The 6904-nt window shown below is 34.0% G+C and carries 5 protein-coding genes; all 5 read right to left on the bottom strand.

From position 1 onward, the window contains the following. Positions 1–120: 120 nt before the first annotated feature. Positions 121–480 carry a PD-(D/E)XK nuclease family protein gene (locus PHR76_RS12990; protein WP_300063553.1) on the bottom strand — a complete coding sequence of 120 codons (360 nt, stop codon included), beginning with the start codon at positions 478–480 and terminating at the stop codon, positions 121–123. A gap of 168 nt (positions 481–648) precedes the next feature. Then, positions 649–1656, bottom strand: coding sequence for a PDDEXK nuclease domain-containing protein (locus tag PHR76_RS12985; protein ID WP_300063550.1), 1008 nt, complete (start codon positions 1654–1656; stop codon positions 649–651). Between the two features lie 292 nt (positions 1657–1948). Beyond that, positions 1949–3127, bottom strand: a complete 1179-nt coding sequence (locus PHR76_RS12980) for an MvaI/BcnI family restriction endonuclease (RefSeq protein WP_300063547.1) — start codon at positions 3125–3127, stop codon at positions 1949–1951. Between the two features lie 6 nt (positions 3128–3133). Then, entirely contained in the window at positions 3134–5359 is a 2226-nt protein-coding gene (locus tag PHR76_RS12975) for a DNA cytosine methyltransferase (protein ID WP_300063544.1), read from the bottom strand. A gap of 314 nt (positions 5360–5673) precedes the next feature. Then, positions 5674–6555, bottom strand: a complete 882-nt coding sequence (gene fic / locus PHR76_RS12970; protein WP_300063542.1) for a protein adenylyltransferase Fic — start codon at positions 6553–6555, stop codon at positions 5674–5676. Positions 6556–6904 lie beyond the last annotated feature (349 nt).

Below are 6904 nucleotides of genomic sequence, written 5' to 3'. Positions count from 1 at the left end.
GTGTTTTAAAGTGTTCAATACAGGATTCCTCATTTGGAAAATAATTACTAAAGTCAAGTAAATTCATGATTTTTTTACTTGCAAAGTTAATAATTTTCTATTGGGTGCAAAAGCCGATAGTCATTTTTTGTTTTCAATTATTATATGGTATCCATTTTTATCGCTTATATCAATGTCAATTCTTCCTCCGCTTATATCAGAAACTTTACCTATATATTGTTCAACCTTTACATTTACAGACTGATAATCTAGGTCGTCAATTTTTAATTCTGTTATAAATAACCGAAGAAATAAAGAGTCAAAACCGTGACTCCCTTTGGAATTCAATAAGTCTGCTAAGAATGCAGAGTGAAGTCGTACCTCATTGCTTTCAACATTTAATACTTTAAAGATATTATAGTTTTCTCCCGACTGTTTTACTATTTGTCTGTATTTGTTGAAGATACTATTTATTGATTCAATTACATGTTTTTGCTGCATGGTGTTCTTTTTTTTCTAAACTTGCCCCTAACGACTGAGGCTATGGGCACGGGCGGTTTGCGGGAGCATTCGCTGTCGCACAGCGACAAAGTGAATGCGGGCGCAAAACCCGCAAAGTGCACGTCAGCCAGCCTGTGACCATAGGCGTATGTTAGGGGTTTGTTGCTCTCACTCGTCAAGTTTGTTGTTGATTAATTCTTTCAGTTCTTTTTTGCTCGGTAAAACTGTCATGTATTTACTAGCAAAAATTTGTTTGTTGTTTTCCGGAAGTGTGATTTCAACGAGCGTGTCGTTTTTCTTTTTACAAAGAATAATTCCAATCGTTTTGTTTTCTGTGTCAAGCTTCACAAATCTGTCGTAATAGTTGACATACATTTGCATTTGTCCAAGGTCTTGGTGAGTAATTTCTCCAATTTTAAGATCAATCAATACAAAACATTGAAGCAAGCGGTTATAAAAAACTAGGTCTACACGAAAATGCTTTTCATCAAATGTAAATCTTACTTGTCTGCCGACAAAAGTGTATCCTTTTCCTAATTCAAGCAAAAAATGTTCTAATTTGTCGATTAATCTTTGTTCTAATTCGTTTTCTGAATATTTTGTTTCTTCAGGTAATCCTAAAAATTCTAACACGTAAGGGTCTTTGAGTGAATCTTGCGCTTTTTCGATTATAAGTCCCTTTTCAGATAATTTTTTTACTCCATTTTTGTCTCTACTTAAAGCTAATCTTTCGTAAAGTGCAGTGTCAAACTGTCGTTGTAATTCTCTTAAACTCCAATTGTTTTCTGCAGCTTCAATTTCATAAAACATACGTTCTTCCACGTTGTCGATTCTCATTAACTTAATATAATGTGACCAACTCAATTTGAATTCGTCAGACACTGTCTGACCTTTTGAATAAGTCAGATAGAACGTTCTCATTTGCTTTAGGTTAGTGGTCGAAAAACCTTTTCCAAATTCAGTTGTCAGTTTATTCGATAATTCGAGGATTAGATTTTGTCCATATTCAGCTTTGGATTTACCAGCTTGTTCTTCTTCAATAATTAATCTCCCAATTTCGAAGTAAGTCTTTACAATGGTTTTGTTAACCGATTGAACGACAGTCTTTCTTGCAGAGTTGAGTAAGTCTGAGATTCTGGAATAGAAACCATCCTTATTTACGCTTAATTTGCTCATATTATTGATATTAAATTTCTTTCCAACAAAGATAATTCAATTTTTACAAAGTTTGTTTTCTTTTTTTGCAATAACCCCTAACGACCGAGGCTATGGGCATTTGGCGGTTTGCGGGAGCATTCGCTGTCGTGGAACGACAAGCTGAATGCGGGCGCAACCGCTGCAAAATGCACCAAACCCGCCATTGCACATAGGCGTGTGTTAGAGCCTAGTGCATTGGTTATCAAATGTTTTTTTTGTTTCTAATTTCACCATGTTTGTGTTTCCAGAATGTGAGTTTGAAATTTCACTCCTAAATTAGCGAATAGATGTTACTTGGTGGAAACAACAAGTCTAGGGCGTTTGGTTTTATCTTGAAAATCGGACCTTTCTCAACTACACTACCAGACATTTTCCTTTTGATCAAATGGTCGAGTGTAATTATTCCTTGATCTAATAAAATGTCGAATTGAGTCACAATTGGTTTCTTTGTGTGTTCGGCTGTTTTGTACTGGAAATGTTCTTTACCATCAATGAAAATTGAATCTGCTGCTATCCAAAAAGTTTCATTGTGCTTTTCAAGTAAACGATTGTGTAAAGTCTCCAATTGCCAAACAACAAAGTCTCCAATAGCTGGTTTGTCTGAGTTTTCAAGCAATTGATTAATTTTCGAATCCATTCTTAATTTCAATCCTTGCGAATTTCTGACCAGACTTGAAACTGTACAATACAATTTAAAATCTTCGCCACGGTTATAACCAAAAGCATTCAGTATTTCAGCCGAACTTTTAAAATTACTCAAATTCCAATCGGGAACTTGTGCAAATAGGTTTTTCCGATTTCCTCTTTTGTCTCTATACGATTTCAATTCAATACCTTTGTAATCAGGTTTCTTGGAGGAGTTTATGTCAATTCCTAAAAGAGTTTCAAGAGTTCTTCCAATTGCTGTATCAGCATTCAACATAGCAGGAATCGGGCCTCTCGCAGCAATTTGATTTAGTAAACCCAATAATTCTAAAGAAACTTCATTAGAAATGCTATTGATTTCATTAACTAATTCTTTTAATGGATTAGAGCTTACTTCATCTAATAATTTTGCCAAGTCTAGTTGAGTGATATTTATGACAAATAATTCATTGTCAAATTCAATAATACCTAATATGTCATTTGCAACCGCATAGTTTCCTAAACCTTTAAACCAAATTCTTGGGTCTCCATTCTTTGTGATTGGACGATAAAGTGAAGCTGATGACGGTATTATTCCAAAAGACGAAATTAGAGTAGATTTAACAAATACTTTATAGTCTTGACCTTGCTTTTGTTGTGTGAAATCATGAATTGATTTTGTTTGCAAATATGTTCGAACTGAACCTGTTGCATCCATAATTGATTTTTTCAGCCCTGTCTCTGTCGGTTCAATAAGACAAAGTTCAACAGACTTTTCTGTGAGCAATTTAATTCTATCAATTTCAATGGCAGTTAATTGTCTCATAAGTGATTACTTTATATTTTTTAGAATTTCCAACGCCACAGCACGAGCCAAAAGCGGAGGAACGGCATTTCCTACCAAAGTGAATTGAGGAACTTCAAATTTGCGTTTATTTCCGCCCGTTGAACGTTTTCCCTGAAAAACAAACGAATCATCAAATGATTGCAATCTAGCCATTTCTCTAACTGTCAATGCTCTAGGGTTGGAAAAATGAATATAATCATCTGCAATTGTCATCACGGTTGGACTTTGAGAATCGGGTCTTAAAACATTGTAATTTCTTTTCTCGGAGTTAAGACCAATTTTCTTCAATTCAACTTTTGCTAAATCATAATTGCCAGTAGTCCTAATTACATCTAATCGCTTAATCACAACGTCATTTTGCTTACTCGTTTTATGATTATGTAATGGTGCAACAATATGCGTTAGTGTATTTCCTAACTCTTCAAAATTTCGCACATAAAATGGATTTTTTGCATTAGAAAACCGACCGTTCAATCTCCCTTTTTTTGACCATTCGGCATAAGTTAAACCTTTATTTTCATCAGGTTTACCGTCAATATTTCGTTTTTTAATTAATGCTTCCATTTTCTTTGTAGAACCATTATATCTGGCTTTCAAATCAATGTTTTCATAATTGAATTTTTCATCATCATTGCCCACAAAATCCAAGTCATATAAAGCTTCAAAAACCGTAACTTTCTCTTTCTCAGAAACAGTAGGCGGAATGTCTTTAATCATTTTTTGATCTTTCCTGCAACCGACAAACAAAACTCTTTCTCTGTTTTGAGGAACTCCATAATTAGATGCTAATGCAACAAATGGCTGGTCAATATTGTATAGTCTAATGTGTGAAAGAATTTCCGCAAACTCTTTTTCCATATTGGCAATTTCGACATAAGGATTTAATCCCTGAATACATTCTTCGAATGAAAAATCATAAATTTCCAATGCTAAAATAATTTCTGAAATCTCTTTTCTAAATGATTCAGCTGGTTTTAAGTTCTTAAATGATTGATTTACACGTTCAATAATAGAACTTGATTCTATCGAAGTCAAAAATTCATCAAACTTTTCAGCAAAATAATCATTGTCTAAATCACTATGCGATTTCTCAGCAATTACTTTTTTTCTAACATAAGCCAATTCGTCACTTCTTTTCAATAAATTAAATCCGTGGCGAATTGTACTTATATTTATGTCAGTTTTACTAGTCTTGTAATCAACAATTTTAGGAGTTAGAACTCTAAATTTGTTTTCAATATTCAGAATGTAAGTTTCTCTTAGTTTTTCGAGATTTTTTTCTGTTGCAGTTTCAAATTGTAATCTCAAATTATAGCAATCTAAAATGAAAGTGTTTACTTTTTCTAGTTTTCTTAACTGCTCAATAAAGAATACTAATTGGTGAAACTCTTTTAAATCAACTATCGACTTAATTTCTTGCAAAATCATCTCTCGAATCTTTCCACCCTCTTTTGTAAGAATACCTTTCACGTTTTCCATTACAAAGTATTTCGGTCTTAAAGCTCTAATAACCTTAAGATAATGAGCAAATAAATCATCTTTTTTGTCGAATTTTTTTCGTTTGCCAGCCAAACTAAAACTCTGACAAGGCGGACCTCCACATACAACGTCAACTTGTTGACTTTTAAGTTTTTTAAGAAGATTGTCCAAAAAGTCATTTTCAGTAATGTCTTGACGAAGAAATTCTGCTGGTAGACCTAACTGGTAATTATAACGAGCCAAATGTGTTAGTTCACAGTTTTCGTTAATATCACTTCCTAACAAAAATTCGTACAGACGATTTCCGTGTTCGGCTTGCAAAAAACCTTCACTAAAGCCACCAGCACCAGCAAATAAGTCTACGAAAGTAGTTTTGCTTTTCCCCTCATAGCCGTTTGTTGGTTCACAAACAATTTTCACGTCTGAGTTCTCATTTCTACTTGCTACAAAAGCCAAAATATGCTCTTTTACATTCTTTTCAGTATGTTGAGAATGGGGCGCTGTTTCAAAATACTTTTCAACTTCTTGTTTTAAAAAACATAGAAATTTATTTATTGACTTGAAATTATATTCAGTGGCTAAGACCAACTGATTTGAATTATCCCAGTCTTTTTTAAATACTTTTTCACCTGTAGAAACCTTGATTTGGACATCTTTTTGCCTGATTACAAGATGTATTGGACATCTCTTGCTTTTATCGGCTTTATCTAAGTAATATTTTACATTTATCATTTGCGGACATTTTTACGGACACGGACAAATGTACGGACAAATTATTTTATGCGCAAGCATAAAATAATTTTTTTCTTCCATTTTTTTGAAAATTTTCTTTTTCAAAAGTCACGTCTAATACGCAAAATACTCTTTTTTTTTCTTTTTTTTTGCATTGGCTCTAACGACTGAGGCTATGGGCATTGGCGGTTTGCGGGAGCATTCGCTGTCGTGAAACGACAAAGTGAATGCGGGCGCAAAACCCGCTAAATGCACATCAGCCAGCCACTGAACATAGGCGTGTGTTATGGGCAGACGTTTTGTGGTAATTTTTCTCACTCATTTTCTTCGTAATAATAAGAATAGTCGATTCCTTTCATAAACATTTCACGGTCGTTAATTTTGTTTGTTAAACTGCTCTCTAATAGCTTCTTTAATATGTTACTGTTTAGTGGGCTTTGTATCATTGCGTTCATATATTCTCTTTTGCCAATTTTACTCCAATCAATGCATTTGTTCAGACGTTTTTTCAAAATCAAATCCAGCCAAATTCGGGTACTTCTACCGTTTCCTTCCATGAATGGGTGTGCCATATTCATTTCCACATACTTTTCTACAATTTTTTCAAATGTGGTTTCTGGCATTTCTTCTATTTGTTTTAATGTGTCACCTAAGAATCGTGATACAGCAAATTGGAAACCGCCTTTTGAAATGTTTTTCTGCCTAATTTGTCCTGCAAAATCATACAGTCCGCCAAACAAATAAGCGTGAATTTGTTGCAAACCTATAGATGTCCCAACTTCAATCCCGTTTATAAAGGAACTTTCGAACAAAGCATACGCTTTAGTTTTACTTTTTCCATCGATACTTTCATCACTGTATGTAAACCATTCGATAAATCGGTTGGCTTTTTTCCCTAGAAACTCTTTACCCAATGCAATAATACCGTCATAATCTAACATGTCGGTTAAATACCTTTTACCGTCATTTGCCAAAAGTTTCAGTTGGGTAGTGGCACTAACCAACTCGCTGTTTTCTTTCTTTAGCTTTGCTTTAAGATATTTCCAATAATTACGAGTTTTAGTATAATCATTTTGGTCAGTAAGCACAGCAACAATATCTAGAACAGAGAACCTCCATTTAGCATTTTCTTCATCCCAAAGGGCACGTACTTCACGGTCATCAAAAAAACGTATTGATATTTTTGCTTTATTCATTTCTTCTAATTTGTCTTGATTTGTTGAAAATATTTGTCGTTAAACAGCAAAATTACAAATTTAAATCAATAGATAATTTTGTTTTACTTTTTCTTGTTATTTTCTTGTCGCTTACCACTTTCAAACGTATAATTTCTAAATAATTCTCTGATTTCAAAATTAGCTAATAAAGGTCAATTGAATTGAAAATCAATGTCTCTATTTCTTTTTTACGATTGCCCATAACGACCGAGGCTATGGGCATTTGGCGGTTTGCGGGAGCATTCGCTGTCGTGGAACGACAAAGTGAATGCGGGAGTAAAACCTCCAAATTGCACGTCAGCCAGCCTGTGCCCATAGGCGTGTGTTA

This window comes from Flavobacterium sp. (genome assembly GCF_028689845.1).
Lineage (GTDB): Bacteria > Bacteroidota > Bacteroidia > Flavobacteriales > Flavobacteriaceae > Flavobacterium.
This window is presented reverse-complemented; position numbering and strand designations above follow the sequence as displayed.